The 14,936-nt window shown below is 70.0% G+C and carries 15 protein-coding genes; 6 read left to right on the top strand and 9 right to left on the bottom strand.

Going from position 1 to position 14,936, the window contains the following annotated elements; translation table 11 throughout:
- Positions 1-48: 48 nt before the first annotated feature.
- The 8 genes from AB0B96_RS29130 to AB0B96_RS29095 all read right to left on the bottom strand — a co-directional run bounded on the left by AB0B96_RS29130 (position 49) and on the right by AB0B96_RS29095 (position 7,671).
- Positions 49-801, bottom strand: coding sequence for a glucose 1-dehydrogenase (locus AB0B96_RS29130; RefSeq protein WP_362903696.1), 753 nt, complete (start codon positions 799-801; stop codon positions 49-51).
- Positions 798-2,030: an acyl-CoA dehydrogenase family protein gene (locus tag AB0B96_RS29125; RefSeq protein ID WP_362903694.1), complete on the bottom strand. Its 1,233-nt coding sequence runs from the start codon at positions 2,028-2,030 to the stop codon at positions 798-800. Before AB0B96_RS29125 ends, AB0B96_RS29130 begins: the two co-directional genes overlap by 4 nt.
- Positions 2,027-2,839, bottom strand: coding sequence for an enoyl-CoA hydratase/isomerase family protein (locus tag AB0B96_RS29120; protein WP_362903692.1), 813 nt, complete (start codon positions 2,837-2,839; stop codon positions 2,027-2,029). The genes AB0B96_RS29125 and AB0B96_RS29120 overlap by 4 nt, the downstream gene beginning before the upstream one ends.
- Positions 2,836-4,077, bottom strand: a complete 1,242-nt coding sequence (locus tag AB0B96_RS29115) for a CoA transferase (protein ID WP_362903690.1) — start codon at positions 4,075-4,077, stop codon at positions 2,836-2,838. The genes AB0B96_RS29120 and AB0B96_RS29115 overlap by 4 nt, the downstream gene beginning before the upstream one ends.
- A gap of 70 nt (positions 4,078-4,147) precedes the next feature.
- On the bottom strand, positions 4,148-4,573 hold the full coding sequence (locus AB0B96_RS29110; protein WP_362903688.1) for a MaoC family dehydratase: 426 nt from the start codon (positions 4,571-4,573) through the stop codon (positions 4,148-4,150).
- Entirely contained in the window at positions 4,566-5,195 is a 630-nt protein-coding gene (locus AB0B96_RS29105; protein WP_362903686.1) for a MaoC family dehydratase N-terminal domain-containing protein, read from the bottom strand. The genes AB0B96_RS29110 and AB0B96_RS29105 overlap by 8 nt, the downstream gene beginning before the upstream one ends.
- The gene (locus AB0B96_RS29100; RefSeq protein WP_362903684.1) at positions 5,192-6,874 is read right to left on the bottom strand and encodes an AMP-binding protein; all 1,683 of its coding nucleotides are present in this window, start codon (positions 6,872-6,874) and stop codon (positions 5,192-5,194) included. The genes AB0B96_RS29105 and AB0B96_RS29100 overlap by 4 nt, the downstream gene beginning before the upstream one ends.
- A 35-nt stretch (positions 6,875-6,909) precedes the next feature.
- Positions 6,910-7,671: an SDR family oxidoreductase gene (locus tag AB0B96_RS29095; protein ID WP_362903682.1), complete on the bottom strand. Its 762-nt coding sequence runs from the start codon at positions 7,669-7,671 to the stop codon at positions 6,910-6,912.
- 231 nt (positions 7,672-7,902) lie between these two features.
- Between AB0B96_RS29095 and AB0B96_RS29090 the strand changes: the two genes are divergently transcribed.
- The 5 genes from AB0B96_RS29090 (at position 7,903) to AB0B96_RS29070 (ending at position 12,854) form a co-directional block, all read left to right on the top strand.
- Positions 7,903-8,637 (top strand): FadR/GntR family transcriptional regulator, encoded by a 735-nt coding sequence (locus AB0B96_RS29090; RefSeq protein ID WP_350945444.1) that lies wholly within the window; start codon positions 7,903-7,905, stop codon positions 8,635-8,637.
- Positions 8,638-8,919: 282 nt separating this feature from the next.
- Complete coding sequence (locus AB0B96_RS29085; protein WP_362903680.1) at positions 8,920-9,768, top strand: SDR family oxidoreductase; 849 nt, start codon at positions 8,920-8,922, stop codon at positions 9,766-9,768.
- Between the two features lie 368 nt (positions 9,769-10,136).
- A complete protein-coding gene (locus AB0B96_RS29080; RefSeq protein WP_350945446.1) occupies positions 10,137-11,480 on the top strand; it encodes an MFS transporter in 1,344 nt (447 codons plus the stop codon).
- Positions 11,473-11,802, top strand: a complete 330-nt coding sequence (locus tag AB0B96_RS29075; protein WP_350945447.1) for a hypothetical protein — start codon at positions 11,473-11,475, stop codon at positions 11,800-11,802. The genes AB0B96_RS29080 and AB0B96_RS29075 overlap by 8 nt, the downstream gene beginning before the upstream one ends.
- A gap of 506 nt (positions 11,803-12,308) precedes the next feature.
- Positions 12,309-12,854: a MarR family transcriptional regulator gene (locus tag AB0B96_RS29070; protein ID WP_362903677.1), complete on the top strand. Its 546-nt coding sequence runs from the start codon at positions 12,309-12,311 to the stop codon at positions 12,852-12,854.
- Positions 12,855-12,964: 110 nt separating this feature from the next.
- On the opposite strand, the gene AB0B96_RS29065 is transcribed toward AB0B96_RS29070, so the two are convergent.
- Positions 12,965-13,795: an alpha/beta hydrolase gene (locus AB0B96_RS29065; protein ID WP_362903675.1), complete on the bottom strand. Its 831-nt coding sequence runs from the start codon at positions 13,793-13,795 to the stop codon at positions 12,965-12,967.
- A gap of 207 nt (positions 13,796-14,002) precedes the next feature.
- Between AB0B96_RS29065 and AB0B96_RS29060 the strand changes: the two genes are divergently transcribed.
- Positions 14,003-14,935, top strand: a complete 933-nt coding sequence (locus AB0B96_RS29060) for a TetR/AcrR family transcriptional regulator C-terminal domain-containing protein (protein WP_362903673.1) — start codon at positions 14,003-14,005, stop codon at positions 14,933-14,935.
- The last annotated feature ends 1 nt before the right edge of the window (position 14,936 follow it).

Raw genomic sequence — 14,936 nt, 5'->3', positions numbered from 1 at the left:
GGCCGTGGCCCAGGCCGGGGCTGGAACCGGGGCCCGGGCTGGGGCCGGTCATCGGACGCTCTGGCCGCCGTCGACGACGATGACCTCTCCGGTCATGAAGTCCGAGGCGCTACCGGCGAGCAGCAGCAGCCACGGCCTGAGCTCGTCGGGCTCGCCGATGCGACGTGCCGGGATGGTTCGTACGACCTTCGCCAGGACGTCGGCGTCCTCGCGCATCCCGGCGTTGAGCGGGGTGGCGAAGTATCCCGGCGCGATCGCGTTGACCTGCACTCCCGAGCGCGCCCACTCGATCGCCATCGAGCGGGTGAACCCGATCACGGCCGCCTTGGAGGCCGAGTAGGCGGCGTGGTCGGCGACGCCCTGGAGCGCGAAGTTGGAGGCGATGTTGATGACCTTGCCCGCTCCCTGGGCCACCATGTGCCGGCCGGCCGCCCGGGTGGCGAGGAAGGTGCCGCGCAGGTTGGTCGCGACGACGCGGTCCCACTCGGCGGCCGGCTGGTCGAGCAACGGCGTGGAGGCGACGATCCCGGAGTTGTTGACGAGCACGTCGACGCGCCCGAAGGTCTCCACGGTCGCCGCGACCATGCGTTCCACCGCCGCCTCGTCGGTGATGTCGGTCGGGCAGGCGAGCGCCCGGCCTCCGGCGTTCCCGGCCTCCTCGACGAACGTGTCGAGCTCGGCGGCGGTGCGTGCCGCGACCGTCACCGAGGCTCCGGCGTCGACGAGCGCCGCCGCCATCGAGCGGCCGAGCCCGCGACCGGCTCCCGTGACGATCGCGACCTTGCCCTGCAGGTCGCTCATGTCGCTCCCTTCATCGAACGGGTGATCTCGCGGCCGATCAGAATTCGCTGGATCTCGTTCGTGCCGTCGTAGATCTGGGTCACCTTGGCGTCGCGCAGGCAGCGTTCGACGCCCAGGACCGCGAGGTCGCCGTAGGGCCCCAGGATCCGGGTGGCCTCGACCGCCGCGGCGAAGCCCAGGTCGGTGCACGCCTGCTTCATCATCCCGATCTGCCCGGTCGAGATGTCGTCGGCGGCGTCCGCCCGGCGGGCCACCGCGTGCAGGAGCAGCCTGCCCTGCAGGATGCGTCCGCGCAGGTCGGCGAGTGCGAAGACGTGCTCGTCCGGCAGGCGCGTCCCGTGTGTCCTGGTCAGGACGGCGAGTGTGCGCGCGTAGGCGGCTCTGGCCAGCCCGACGCCCTGCGCCGCCGCGCTGATCCGTGACTTCACGACCGAGTTCATGACCACGCGCCAGCCTTCGCCTTCCGCGCCCAGGCGGTGGTCGGCCGGGACGCGCACGTCGTCGAAGAAGAGTTCGGCGGTGCTTGAGCCGTGCATCCCCATCTTGTCGAACGGCCGGCCGGGGCGGACGCCGTCCCAGCCGCCGTCGACGACGAAGGCGCTGACGCCGTCGCGGCCGAGGGTCTTGTCGGTGGTCGCGAAGCAGACGATCACACCGGCCCTGTCACCGGTGGTGATGAAGGTCTTGGAACCGTTGAGCAGGTAGCCGCCGGAGACGGGCCGGGCGGTGGTGCGCAGGCCGGACACGTCGCTGCCGGCGTTCGGCTCGGTGATGCCGAGCGCCCCGTACACCGATCCGTCGAGCAGGCCGGGAACGTGGCGCCGTGCCAGGTCGTCGCTTCCGGCGATCATGATGGGGTACGCCGCGTGGGTCTGCGTCATGAACACCAGGGACGTGGCGGCGCAGCCCGCGGTGATCTCCTCCATCGCGACGGCGTAGGCGACGTTGGTGTCTCCGGTTCCGCCCAGGCTCTCCGGGAAGATCAGACCCATCAGGCCCGCCCGGGCGAGCGCCTGGACGCTGTCGTGCGCGAAGGCGTGGGTGCGGTCGAGGTCGTGGGCTCGCGGCGCCACCTCGCGGGAGACGACATCCCGGGTGAGGGCGCGCACCTCCAGTTCCCTGTCGCTCAGTGCCGCGTCGGCGACGGGTTCGTCGAGCCGCTCGTGAAGGGCCAGGTACGCCTTCGGGTCGGTGTCGAGGTCGAGTCGTGCCAGTCGTTCCGTGTTCACGCGGACTCCCCGGGGCTGGACGCGGGGTCGGTGAACCGGGGCGGCCGCCGCTCCAGGAAGGCGGTGATCCCCTCGTCGGACTCGGCGCCGGCGACGGCGAGTGCCGCCAGGCCGGTCTCCATCTGGAGTCCGGCGTCGAGCCCGGCGTCCCGGCCGCATTCGAGGGCGGTGAGGATGGAGCGGACCGCGATCGGCCCCTGGGCGGCGATCTTCTCCGCGAGTGCCGACGCGGTGGACATGAGGTCGGCGGGGGCGACGGGAGGGATCGGGGTGAGTCCCAGCTGGTAGGCGCGTTGCGCGTCCAGCCGCGCTCCGGTGAGCATGAGATGCGCGGCCGCGGGGGCGCCGATCGCGCGGGGCAGCCGCTGCGTGCCGCCGTACCCGGGCATCAGCCCGAGCCCGGACTCGGGCAGCCCGAGGGAGGCCCCGGTCGACAGGACCGGGAACGTCGAGGCGAGCACGAGCTCGAAGCCGCCGCCGAGCGCGACGCCGTTGACCGCCGCGATCACGGGTACGGTCGCCCGCTCGATGTCCCGCAGGATCCGCTGTCCGGTGCGGAGCGTCTCGTGGGCGCGGTCCGCGCCCATCCCGGCGAGTTCCTTGAGGTCGGCGCCGGCGCAGAACGCCTTCTCACCGCTTCCCGTGACGACGACGGCGCGGACCGCGGGGTCGGCGTCGGCGTCGAGGACCGCGGCGCGCAGCCGGGACAGGACCTCGGCGTTGAGCGCGTTGTACGCCTCCGGCCGGTTGACGGTCACGATCGTGACCGGGCCGGTCCGCTCGACGAGGACGCTCTCGGACGGGGTCATGACGCGATCTCCGCTGCCTCCAGACCGACGACGCGGGCCGCCGCGAGTTCGTCGATCTGCTCCTGTGTGTATCCCAGATCCAGCAGGGTCGTCCGGGTGTCCGCCCCCAGCGCGGGGAACCGCTCGTTGCGTGGTTTCTCCTGCGAGGCGAGGCGGAACGGGCTGCGAACGCTGACGAGGTCGTCGTGGCCCCCCGGGACGGGAAGGATCGCGCCGCGCGCCACGACCTGGGGGTCCTTCGTGACCTCGGAGAGGGTCTGCACCAGCGCGGCCGGCACCTCGACGTCGGCGAGCAGCCGGAGCCACTCCGCCGCGGGCCGCGTGGCGAGTCGCCGCGCGACCAGTTCGGTGATCCGTGAGCGGTCGGCACGGCGGCTCGCGTTGTCCGACAGCCCTGGATCGGCACCCAGCTCGGGAAGCTCGATGGCGCCGCAGAACCGCTGCCACATGGAGTCGTTGCCGATCGCGATCACGATGGTCCGATCGGCGGCCTCGAAGGGCTGGTACATGGCGAGGACCGAATCGGTGCCGCCGCTGGGCGCCGGTTCCGGCTCGCCGGCGAGGAACGCGGCGACCCGCGGCGCCATCAGGGCGAGGTCGGTGTCGAGCAGGGACACGTCGATGGCGTCGCCCTGTCCGGTACGGCACTGACGGACCAGTGCCGCGTTGACGGCGATCGCCGCGGCCATCCCCGTCGCCACGTCGGAGAGCGCGGTCGAGACGCGCTGGGGTGCCCCGCCCTTCTCCCCGGTGACCGACATCAGCCCGGACCGCGCCTGGGCGACGAGATCGTATCCGGGCAGGTCGCTGTCGGGGCCGGTGAGGCCGAACCCGGACATGGCGCAGTACACCAACCGGGGGTTGCGGCGCCGGAGGGTCTCACCGTCGATCCCGATGCGGCTGAGCTTCGCGGGGTTCATGTTCTGCAGGAAGACGTCCGCGGTGTCGAGCAGCCGCAGGAGCACCTCGCGCCCCTCGGGTGCGCTGAGGTTGAGGACGACCGACCGCTTGTTGCGATTGGCGGAGGCGAACCACGCCGAGACCCCGTCGACGAACGGCGGGCCCCAGGACCGGGCGTCGTCCCCGCTGCCGGGGCGCTCAACCTTGATCACTGTCGCGCCGAGGTCGGCGAGGTACATCGCGGCGGTGGGGCCGGCATAGGAGGTGGTCATGTCGACCACGCGCACGCCGTCGAGAGGCCCCGACGGCTCGTCCACAGGCCCACTGCTGGTGTCCAATGAAATCACCTACTAATAATGTTGGACATTTATCGATTGGTCAACACCGTCTGGTTTGTCCTCATAGAGCTCAGGAGGCGTCGGAAGATCCGGCCGACGGCAGGGCCGGCGTCAGGACGGCGACCCCGGACAGGACCGGACGGTCCGACTGGCGGGCCTCGACGCGTACGGACTCCCGGGTGTCACCACGCTCGAACCGCACCCGGATGGGCACTCCCGGCAGCATCGGCGCCTGGAACCGGCACTCGAACGAGGCGAGACGGCCTCCGTGGCCGTCCGCGTGACGCCCGAGGTAGGTGGCCACGTATCCGTAGACGTACATGCCGTGCAGGATCACACCGGGCAGGCCGACGCGGCTCGCCACCGCCTCGTCGAGGTGCACGGCACTGTGGTCCCGAGAGACCCGCGCGTAGTCGCGAGGCACGTCGGCGGCCGGCTCCCACACGAGAGGAGCGGGCACGGGGACCTCAACCACGGGCACGGGAAGCTCACCCATGACGCAGAGCCTGGGTGCTGGTGCCGCGCAGGCACATCCGGCCGTCTTCGGTGAAGGACTCGGTCTCCACATCGAAGAAGACGGCGCGCGCGCCTTCCTTGATACGGCCGATCCAGGCTCGGGTCTCGATCGAGGCGCCCACCGCGATGGGCGCGTGCCACGTCAGGGACTGCGCCGCGTGGACGTTGTGGTCGAACGGCAGGTCGAGGCGGTGATCGTGCAGTACGCCGAGTACGGCGCGCATCGTGAGAGCGACGGCCAGGCCGGGCGGCACCTCCCGAGTGCCGGTGAGGTCTTCCCCGCCGTGGCCACCGGCGTCGGCGCGGTCCCCCCTGCCATGGTCACCGACATCGGCGGGATCCTCCCCGCCGTGGTCACCGGCACCGGCGCGGTCCTCCCCGCCGTGGTCGCCGACGTCGGGGCCGTCCGGCGGGGTGCCGCCGGTCACCCCTTCCTTCTCGCGGTCACCGAAAACCGATCGGCCGGCCGGAACGTCGCAGAGGCGGGCGTGGCCGAGCGCGTCGGCGGGCTCGATGATCTCGCGGGTCCGCCACGACTCCTGGCGCTCACGCAGCGCGGCGAGTCGGGCGAGCACCGGAGCGGGGTCCCAGGTCACCGTCATTGGGGCGCCGTCTCCACCAGTGCCAGCCGCTGACGGAGCTCGACCTTGCGGATCTTCCCGCTGGGCGTCTTGGGCAGACTCGGCACCAGCACCAGGCGCTCCGGCAGGAAGTGCCTGGACACGCCGCTGTCGAGCAGGTGCCGGTTGAGCTCGTCCAGGGTCAGATCATCGGTGCGGGAGTGCACCACGGCGCAGGCCCGCTCGCCGAGACGCTCGTCGGGGACACCGACGACGGCCACGTCGACGACGTCGGGGTGGGTGTAGAGCACGCTTTCCACCGCGACCACCGGGATGTTCTCCCCACCGCGGATGACGATGTCCTTGCTGCGCCCTTCGAGGTAGACCAGCTGGTTCTCGTCGATGCGGGCGGTGTCGCCGGTGTCGAACCAGCCCTCCGCGTCGATCTCCTCGCGGGTCCTGTCGGGCAGGCCCTGGTAACCCAGGAAGAGTCCCGCGCTGCGAACCTGCATCCGTCCCGGCGTGTCGGCGGCCACGGGCTCGCCGTCCGTCCCGACGATGCGGACTTCGACGCCGGGCACCGCCCGGCCGTCGCTCGCGAGCTCAGGGTCGGACATACCCGGCCGACAGGAGATCCCGATCCCGATCTCGGTCATTCCCCACGCGGAGCCCACCCAGCAGCCGAAGGCACTGCGCCCGGCACCGGGAAGCGCACGCGGGACCGGCGATCCCGTCGTGATGACGGCGCGCAGCGCGCAGCGCGGGTCACCGACGAGGTCGGTGGTGAGCAGGTCCTGGAGGAACGTCGGGGCACCGAAGAACACCGTGGCCCCTTCCTCGCGCAGGAAGGTCGCGGCCGTCGCCGGGCTCCACTTCTCCAGGTAGACGGCCGTCCCCCTGAGGTAGGCGGTCATCAGGACTCCCCACAGGAAGCCGCTGTGGTGGCCGACGGGTGAGACCACGGCGTTCACCATCGGGGCGCCGAGGTTCTCCGCACCGAAGTAGGCCAGCCAGTTCCGAAGCACCGCGATCAAAGTCTGGTTGGTGTTCATCACCCCCTTGGGGGCGCCCGTCGTACCGGAGGTGAAACCGATGTGGCACAGGCCGCGGGGGTCCACGTCCGGGAGTCGCGCGCCGTCGGCGGCCGGGACGGCCAGATCCCCGAGCGCGATCTCGCCCTCGCCCCTGCCCGAGTCTCCGCGCACGACGACCAGCGGCGCCGCCTCTCCGTACGAGGCTCGCACGACCTCCAGCGGGGTGGCGCTCGCGACCCGTTCCTGCGTCACCACCACCTTCGCGCCGGTCGAGGCGAGGATGTGGCGGACCTCCTTGGTGCCGTAGGCGACCGGGATACCGGTGTAGACGGCGCCGGCGCGGTTGATGGCGAAGATGAGCGCGGCGAACTCGATGCAGTTCGGCAGCATGACCACGACGGAGTCACCCTCGGTGACTCCCCGGGCCCGCAGGCCCACGGCGAGATCGGTGACGTACGCGTCGAGCTCGGCGTAGGTCATCGCGCGGCGGCTTCCCCCCGGCCCGGCGGAGTCGACCGCCGCGGTCAGCTCGGGGTGTGCGACGGCCGCGTCGGCGAGCAGGGAGGTCAGCGTCTGTGAGGTCCACTGGCCGCCGGTCTCGTAGGTGGTCGCGAGATCCCGGGTCAGCCTGCTGTCCGGGCGGATGCCCGGGTGCTCGCCCGCGGCGGGTGTGTTCTGCGAACTCACGATGCGCTCCTCATTGGTTGGTGTTGCTCGACCGCTCAGCGCGCGGTCTCTCCTCCATCGACGGTCAGCACGGCTCCGGTGAGAAACGTGCTGTGGGGGTCGCACAGTGGTCCCATCGCGGCGACGACGTCGTCGACCGTCCCGAACCGGCGCGCGGGCACGGCCCTCGTCACACGGGCGCTCTGTTCGGGGTCGGCGCGGATGCTCGCGTTGAGGTCTGTCGCGATGAACCCGGGGGCGATGGCGTTGACCTGGACTCCGTGGCGCGCCCACTCGACCGCCATGCTACGGGTGAACGAGACGACGGCCGCCTTCGACGCGCAGTAGGCGGCGTGCCCGCTCACCCCTTTGAAAGCGTAGTTCGAGGCGACGTTCACGACCCTGCCGGAGCCCTGGGCGGTGAGGAGGACCCCCGCGGCGCGTGTCACCCGCACCGTGCCGAGGACGTTCGTTTTCCACACCGCGTCCCACGGCTCGTCACCGGCGTCCAGGAGAGAACCCGAGGCGAGCACCCCCGCGCAGTTGACCAGGAGATCCAGTCCGCCGAGGCCGTCCACCGCCTCCGTGACGAAGCGCTCAATGGAGTCGTGATCGGAGACGTCGACGACGTGTGGGTGGGCGTTGCCCCCCTCGGCGGCGATCTCGTCGGCCACCACGCTCAGTGCCGCGGAGTCCCGGCCGCCGATCGCGACCGTCGCGCCGGCCGCGGCCAGCGCTCGCGCGATCGCCCGGCCTATCCCCCTGCTGGCGCCCGTGACGACGGCTCTTCGTCCGGCCAGATCCGGGAAACCCGACATGCTGTTGCTCCTCATCGCGCGGGGGCGTCTTTACCGCCCTCTCTCAGGAACGAGTCGACCACGTCCGCGAAGCGGTGCCGAGTAAGCATAATGTCGAACATTCACCACATAGGCAAGTAGTATCCGTTAGGAGCTACGACATACTGCCGCCCTGGGAAGCCAGTAGACTTCTGCTTCGGCGGTTGACTGATGTAGGACACTTGTCAACCCCCCGGAAACGAGAGGCCCACATTGGAGACCTTTGGTGAGCCCCGTGCTCTCGGGCAGGCGGTCGTGCGCCCGCGCCAGCAGGTGGAGGACCGCATCCGTCGGGCGATCCTCGACGGCGAGCTCAAGCGCGGCGAGCGTCTCCCCTCCGAGACCGAGCTCGCACGTCAGTTCGAGGTGAGCAGGACGACGGTGCGCGAGGCGCTGCGCTCGCTGTCGACGCAGAACTTCATCGAGAAGGTCCCCGGGGCGGGAGGCGGCAGCTTCGTCCGGGCCGTGGACCACGAGGCACTCAGCGAGATGCTCTCGGAGTCCATGAAGAACCTGCTCAGCCTCGGCAGCATCGGGGCCGACGAGGTGCAGTCGGTGCGCGAATACCTTGAGGTCCCCGCGGTCCGGCTCGCCGCCGGCCACCGCAGCGCGGAAGACCTCGCCCAGATGCACAGGATCATCGAGCGCCAGAAGTCGGTCCGCGTGACGGACCCGTCCGTACCCCAGCTCGACGTCGACTTCCATTCCGCGGTCGCCCGCGCGTCCGGCAACCGGGTGCTGGGCTCCTTCGTCCAGGCCCTGCACGAGCAGACGATGCCCGTACGGTTCCTCGACCTCTCCGAGCAGGTCGGCGCCGAGACCGTGCTCCAGCACCTGCAGATCGTGAAGGCGATCGAGGCGGGCGACGAGGACGCGGCCCAGAACGCCATGGTGACGCACCTTCGCTACCTGCAGGCTCACCGCGTGGCCGCGGCGGAGCACGGCTGACCCGGCGCCTCCGGCTCCGGCCCGTACGAGCGCCTCTCACCCCCGTGCGACCCTGACTCCGGGCCCGCACGGGGCGTCTCCTTGACCGGGCACCCCTGACTCCGGCCCGCCCGGAGCATCTCCGACCCGCCGCCTCCGATCCCTGGTCCCGTGCGGCGATTCGGCACACCCCGACTCCAGCCCGCGCGGCCGAAAACGCGTCGATTTCTCCCCCCTTGCCGCATTCCGAACTGTCCGACAATAATCGGCTAGTCCTTAAATAGCCGATACAGGGAGTACGCGATGGGTTTCGAGGGGCAGGTAGTGGTCGTGACCGGTGCGGCGGGAGGTCTGGGGCGCTCGATCGCGGGCGAGTTCCTCGAAGCCGGCGCGAGTGTGGTGCTCACGGATCGGGACGCCGACCGCCTGGAAGAGGTCGCCCTGCGGCTCGGCCTGCCCGACCGCGTCATGGCCCACGCCGGGGATCTGACCGACGAGCAGGACGTCGTCGGTCTCGCGGAGGCGACGGCCCACAGGTTCGGGACCTGTCACGTGCTGGTGAACAACGCCGGCATCCTGGGCGCTCCCGGGCCGTTGGCGTCGCTCTCCACGGCGGCGTGGAACGAGACGATCGCGGTGAATCTGACGGCCGCGATGCTCTGTACTCGCGAGCTGGGCCGCCTCATGATCGACAATGGCCGCGGCGCCGTCGTGAACATCGCCTCGGTGGGCGCGCACTCGCCGAACACCTCCCCCACCTACGGCGTCTCCAAGGCGGGCCTGGTCGCACTGACGCGACACACCGCCGTGGAGTGGGGCCCGCTGGGAGTGCGGGCGAACGCGGTGAGCCCCGGGTTCGTGCGCACGGAGATGTCGGCGGCCCACTACGCCGACCCCGATCTGCTCGCGTTGCGCACCCAGCTCACCCCGGTGCGCCGCATCGGCGGCGCGTCCGACATCGCGAGCGTGGTCGCCTACCTGGCGAGCGACGCCGCCGCGTTCGTCAACGGCCAGGAACTGGTGGTCGACGGGGGGTTCCTGTCCGCCCCGCTGATGCATGTGCAGCGTCACGCGGATCAGTACGGCGGCCATTCGGCCCCCCAGCCCGCGCTCTTCGCGGATCGCCTGCGCTCCACGGAGACTCGGCGATAACGCGACAGCACCATCACTTCATGATCGAACGTTACGAATCCATCACATCTCGTAACGAACATCAACCGGAAACCGTGCGATAAAGTCCCATGACCTGGGGCTTTCACGCAGAGCCTCCGACCGGACACCCAGAGCACCCCCGGATCGACGACCGGGCAGGGCGAGGCGCCACCGCACACCCCCGCACAGTGCGGCCACCCCCTCACACAGGGGGCAGGAGACCGCGATTCACCGCCGGAAAACCCGGCCGGCCCCCTCACCACAGCCGAAGCGAGCCGGTGAGCACGACAAATAAGACTGTTGCCTTCATCACGGCCCACCGGTATCGTCCGTCCATCAGGTCGAATGTCGAACATTAGGAATCCGGTATGACACAAGACGCTGTCGCCGCCACCAACAAGGGCGCCCCCCAAGCCAGCAAGAACTCCATCCGCAAAGTCACCACCGCCTCCATGGTCGGCACCGTGATCGAGTGGTTCGACTTCAATCTTTTCGGCGCCATGGCCGCGCTGGTTCTCGGGCCGCTCTTCTTCCCCTCGGACAACCCGCTCACCAGCACGCTGCTCTCCCTGGCGACGTTCGGCGTCGCGTTCGTCGCGCGGCCCTTCGGCGGCATCGTGTTCGGCCACTTCGGCGACAAGTACGGCCGCAAGAAGATGCTGGTCCTCGCGCTGCTCATGATGGGTATCGGCACGTTCGCCATCGGCCTGCTCCCCACCTACGCCTCGATCGGGATCGCGGCCCCGATCCTCCTTGTCACGCTCCGCCTGATCCAGGGTCTGGCGCTGGGCGGCGAGTACGGCGGTGCGGTGCTGATGGTGGTCGAGCACGAAGGGGCGGCCAAGCGTCGCGGCTTCTTCGGAGCCTGGATGGGCAGCGCCTCACCGATCGGATACATCCTCGCCGCGGGACTGATCGCCCTGACCTCGGCGTTCATGCCGGAGGACGCCTTCAACTCGTGGGGCTGGCGTATCCCGTTCCTGCTGAGCGCCATCATGGTCATCGTCGGCCTGTACATCCGCCTGTCCCTGGAGGAGTCGCAGGCGTTCAAGGAGGTCGTCGAGCAGTCGAAGACCACGGAGGTCGTCAAGATCCCCCTCATGGAGATGTTCAAGCGTTACCCGCGCAGCGTCCTCTCCTCCATCGGCGCCTCGCTCGGCATCCACGCCGGCTACTACCTGTCCATCATCTTCGCCCTGTCGTACGCCCGTAACGAGGTGGGCTTCAGTGCGACGGCCGGCCTGGTGATGGTCCTGATCGCGTCCGTCTTCTACTTCAGCGCGATCATGATTTCCGGCCACATCTCGGACAAGGTCGGCCGCAAGCCTCCGATGCTCATCGGCGTCATCGGCTTCGCCGTCTGGGTGTTCGCGCTGTTCCCCCTCATCGCCACCGGCAACCCCCTGTTCGCGGGCATCGGCTTCTCGGTCGGCCTGATCTTCCTCGGGTTGCTCTACGGCCCGATGAGCACCTGGCTCGCCGAACTGTTCGGAACGCAGGTCCGCTACACCGGCATCTCGTTCGGCTACACCATCGCGGCCGTCATCGGTGGAGGCATCACGCCGGCGCTCGCCGTCGCGCTGATGGACAGCTACGACAGCACGATCCCGATCTCGTTGTTCGCCGCGGGCATCTCGATCATCGCGTTCCTCACGATCCTGTTCACGCGTCGTGGGCTGTCCCACGAGGAGGAGGACCTGAGCAATGTCTGAGATCGGCACCGCGAAGCCGGGAGTGTTCCTGGTACGCGCCGAGGTTCGTGACGACCTGCGTGACGACTTCGACCACTGGTACGAGACCGACCACCTCCCACTGGTGATCAGAACGCTCGGGGCCAGGTCGGGGCGACGCTGCTGGAGCGTGACCAGTCCCGGGGTCCACTTCGCCGAGTACGAGTTCGACGACCTCGACGACCTGGTACGGATGGTCGGGTCCCCGACGCTCCAGCCGCTGCTCGACGACTTCGACGCCCGATGGCCGGAAGGGGTCGTGCGCACGCGGGAGATCCTCGAACCGGCGGGCGCGAAGCGGTGAATCACCCCGGATGAACGCCTCCGGCTGCCCGTCAGCCGAGGAAGGCGGACCGAATCGGAGGCCCGGGGCGGCGAAGACCGCCCCGGGCCTCCGCTTTCCCGCGCCCGGCCGGATCCGGCGCACGGAGAATCCGGAAACGGCGAGATCCCGTCCGATCACTTGATCGGACGGGATCTCGCAGGGCTTTTCAGTGTTGCCGTCACCCGCATCGATCCGCGACGCGGTGTCCCGACGTCTTCGAGCGGCGGTTCGTCATCCGCCGGAGCGGCCCGGTGATCGCCGCGGGACCGGTTGGCCCGGTACGGTTCCGTCAGCGGCACCGACAGCCACTTCGCGCGAGTCAGGGGATGCCGATGGTCCTACCCCCCGGCCGTCCCGCGAGGACAGGCTGTGAACCGAGGTCGAAACACAGGAAGAACGGTAACTTGCTTCGAATTCAAAGCGACACCCTCATGAGTGTGACGATCGTCACACTGCTTCGAATTCGCGACATGTAGCGTGAGGGCATGAACGACAGCCAGCCGGAAGCCGGTACGGGAACCGAGGACGTCCAGCCGCTCGATCCCGCCCAGCTGGGCGCCTACTTCGTGCTCACGGAGGCTGTCAGCCTGCTTCAGCACCAGGTCGAGCAGCAGCTACGCGCCGAAGGCGGCATCAGCTACGTTCAGTTCCAGGTGCTGGCCCGCCTCGCCCATCACGACGGCCCGCTGACCATGACCGAGCTCGCCGACGGCGTCGTCTACAGCCGCAGTGGCCTGACCTACCAGGCCGGGCTGCTGGAGAAGGCCGGCCTCATCACCCGCGGCCCCAGCCCCGACGACGAGCGCGCCACCCTGGTCACCATCACCGGTGACGGCCGGGCTCTCGTCGAACGCGTCCTGCCCGGCCACATCCAGATCGTCCGCCGGCTCTTCGACCCGCTGGCGAACGACGACCTGCACCACCTCGGCGACATCATGAACCGCGTCCGAGACCACCTGCGCACCCAGCCGCCCCGCTCCGCCGCCTCACGCAGGCGCCGCACGCCTCCCTCGGCCACCGCCGCGCCATAACCCCCCGGCCAGGCGGCGTTCCCGTCGCAGGCGTGCGTTCTCTCCACAGGCGACGTTCTCTCCGCAGACGGCGACGCGAGCGACGGGCCCGGCTCCCCCGAAGCCACGGGTCACCCCTCGGCCTGGACACCCGGCCGGACGTACGCGGCGAAGAACCGCAGGACGGCATCCGCGATCTCGCCGGGCTTCTTCTCCGGCGCGAAGTGGTCGAGCGTACCGAACGTCGCGGTCTCGGAGCGCGGAATCGTCTCGGCCAACCGGGCGAGGGCGACGCTCTGCCGAGCGGTGTCACGCCCCTTGCCTCGCATGATCAGAGCGGTCGCGGAGATCTCACGATAGTCGGCCAACCGGCCGTCGAGCCGCCCCACCTCGGTGTGCTCGTTGATCGCCTGGGGCATGAGCGCGAGTTTCTGCCGCTTCTCCGCGCGGGGGATCGCGTACCGCAGGATGATCCGGAAAAGCCGGCGTGGAAGGTGTCCGGTCTGATCGGGGTTGGCCCCGTGAGCGAAGGTGACGAACGCCTCGAAGTTCGCGCCTTTGGAGATCTCATCGCGTGCTCGCTCGATCCAGTCGACCGGGACCGACCCGTCGACCGACACCCCGGGCTCGTAGACGGCGACCGCGTCGAACGCCGAGGTCTCACACGCGGCTCGCAGGGCCACCAGTCCGCCGAAGCTGTGCCCGAAGATCAGCCGCGCACCGGTTCGTGCGCGTACCGCCTCGACGTCCTCGCACTCCCGCGCGATGCCGTACCGATCGCCCTGCGGGCCGCTGCCGCCACGGCCACGCCGCTGCACGATGTGCACGATGTGCCGGGCCGCCAGGAGTCCGGCGAAGGCGGCGAGGTCGGACGCCACCGCGAGCGCTCCGGGGACCACGATGACATCGGGCCCGCACCCCACGCTGAGGTATTCGACGGGCGTGCCGTCCGCCGATGTCACCGACCGAGTGTCCAGACCAGACATGGTGTTCTCCGTTTCTCTCGTCGCCCGGACCCACCCCCGAGCGGTGCTTACAATGTACGCAGCGACGAAGGAGCCCCACCACCTCGCACCGCTGCGAGCTAGTGCACTTCGCATGTCATCGCAGAACAGCGGGGTAGTGCGGGGGTCCGTCGGCTCACGACCGCACTAGTGCACTGGAGAGTCATGACAGACCGACCGCTCTATCTGCGCATCGCCGACGAGATCGCCGGCGACATCCGGAGCGGGCGACTGGCGGAAGGCCGGCCGGTGCCGTCCACCCGGCAGATCGTCCGGGACCGCGGGGTCGCGATGGCCACCGCCACCAAGGTCCTCGGTGCCCTGCGCGAGGCGGGCCTGGTCGAGGCGGTCCCGGGCCGCGGGACCGTCGTCCGGCGGCGAGACGAGCCTGCGACCGGGAGGACCGGCCCGTCCACCGGCGAGCGGACACGGCGCCCCGGGCTGACCCAGCGCGAGATCGTCGAGGCCGCCGTACGGATCGCCGACACCGACGGGCTGCCGCTCGTCACGATGCGACGGGTGGCCGTCGCCCTGGACGTCTCCACGATGGCGCTCTACCGCCACGTCCCGAACAGGAACGACCTGACGCTGCGAATGGCCGACAGCGTGTTCGCCGGCGTCAGGTTGCCCGAGATCCCGATGACGGCCTGGCGACGACGCCTCGAAGCGGCCGCGCACCTGTTCTGGACCGTCTTCGGCCGTCACCCGTGGGCCGCCGAGGTGTTCTCGCTGAGCCGCCCGCAACTCATGCCCAACGTGCTGCCGATCGCCGAGTGGTCGCTCAGCACACTGCGCGCGATGGGGTTCGGCGCGCACGACATGCTGTGCACGCACATCAACCTGTTCGGGCACGTACGCGGCATGGCGCTCGTCCGTCTCGCGGAGGCGCAGGCGGAAGAGGACACCGGGATGTCGGCGGACGACTGGATGAACTTCCAGGACGGCCCGCGCCGGTGGGCCTCCACCGGCAATCCCGGACTCGGCTACGCCGCGCGGGAACCGTTCGACTTCAACCTGGACGCGGTCTTCGAGTACGGGCTGCAACGCCTGCTCGACGGCATCGACGCCCGCCGCCGCGAGCTCGGGCGGGCGACCTGAC

The sequence above is a fragment of the Streptosporangium sp. NPDC049046 genome, assembly GCF_040649155.1.
GTDB lineage: Bacteria > Actinomycetota > Actinomycetes > Streptosporangiales > Streptosporangiaceae > Streptosporangium.
Note: the sequence above shows the minus strand (reverse complement) of the source record. Positions and strands in the feature narration are given on the sequence as shown.

What these genes read in the sequence shown, in the direction of transcription:
- AB0B96_RS29120 (WP_362903692.1), bottom strand. Translation starts at nt 2,839, where the DNA reads ATGACCCCGTCCGAGAGCGTCCTCGTCGAGCGGACCGGCCCGGTCACG.
- AB0B96_RS29060 (WP_362903673.1), top strand. Translation starts at nt 14,003, where the DNA reads ATGACAGACCGACCGCTCTATCTGCGCATCGCCGACGAGATCGCCGGC.
- AB0B96_RS29105 (WP_362903686.1), bottom strand. Translation starts at nt 5,195, where the DNA reads ATGACGGTGACCTGGGACCCCGCTCCGGTGCTCGCCCGACTCGCCGCG.
- AB0B96_RS29095 (WP_362903682.1), bottom strand. Translation starts at nt 7,671, where the DNA reads ATGTCGGGTTTCCCGGATCTGGCCGGACGAAGAGCCGTCGTCACGGGC.
- AB0B96_RS29130 (WP_362903696.1), bottom strand. Translation starts at nt 801, where the DNA reads ATGAGCGACCTGCAGGGCAAGGTCGCGATCGTCACGGGAGCCGGTCGC.
- AB0B96_RS29080 (WP_350945446.1), top strand. Translation starts at nt 10,137, where the DNA reads ATGACACAAGACGCTGTCGCCGCCACCAACAAGGGCGCCCCCCAAGCC.
- AB0B96_RS29070 (WP_362903677.1), top strand. Translation starts at nt 12,309, where the DNA reads ATGAACGACAGCCAGCCGGAAGCCGGTACGGGAACCGAGGACGTCCAG.
- AB0B96_RS29085 (WP_362903680.1), top strand. Translation starts at nt 8,920, where the DNA reads ATGGGTTTCGAGGGGCAGGTAGTGGTCGTGACCGGTGCGGCGGGAGGT.
- AB0B96_RS29110 (WP_362903688.1), bottom strand. Translation starts at nt 4,573, where the DNA reads ATGGGTGAGCTTCCCGTGCCCGTGGTTGAGGTCCCCGTGCCCGCTCCT.
- AB0B96_RS29075 (WP_350945447.1), top strand. Translation starts at nt 11,473, where the DNA reads ATGTCTGAGATCGGCACCGCGAAGCCGGGAGTGTTCCTGGTACGCGCC.